The sequence below is a fragment of the Bacillus sp. mrc49 genome, from assembly GCF_002803435.1.
This window is the reverse complement of the sequence record NZ_PHNG01000057.1, coordinates 1-403: the sequence shown is the minus strand read 5'-3', so window position 1 is coordinate 403 and position 403 is coordinate 1. Positions and strand designations below refer to the sequence as shown.

1 pseudogene is annotated in these 403 nt (G+C 57.3%); it reads right to left on the bottom strand.

What is annotated here, in order from left to right:
* Window position 1: 1 nt before the first annotated feature.
* Window positions 2-403: pseudogene (locus tag CVN76_RS00445) on the bottom strand (sodium:calcium antiporter); the annotation flags it as partial.

Below are 403 nucleotides of genomic sequence, written 5' to 3'. Positions count from 1 at the left end.
GCTAGAGGCTATAGCTAAATGAATTGAAAGGGTTAAAAAACAGCACCGCAAGATACGCAATAAAACCACATAATAACAGAGCGCCGGCCAGATGACCGATGCGATGTTTGCGCCCGATGCACAGGGCGCTGAGCACAATGCTGACGGCCAGCATGACCCAGTAATCGCGATGGAAGGCGGCGCCATCGACGGTCCCCGGAGACAGCAGGGCGGGCACGCCCAGCACGATCACCGTGTTGAAAATGTTGGAGCCGATGATATTGCCAATCGCCATATCATCTTCGCCCTTGAGTGCGCCGGCGATCGACGTGGCCAGCTCCGGCAGGCTGGTGCCGATGGCGATGACGGTCAGGCCGACCACCAACTCACTCATACCGAAATAGTGCGCGATGACCGTGGCGTT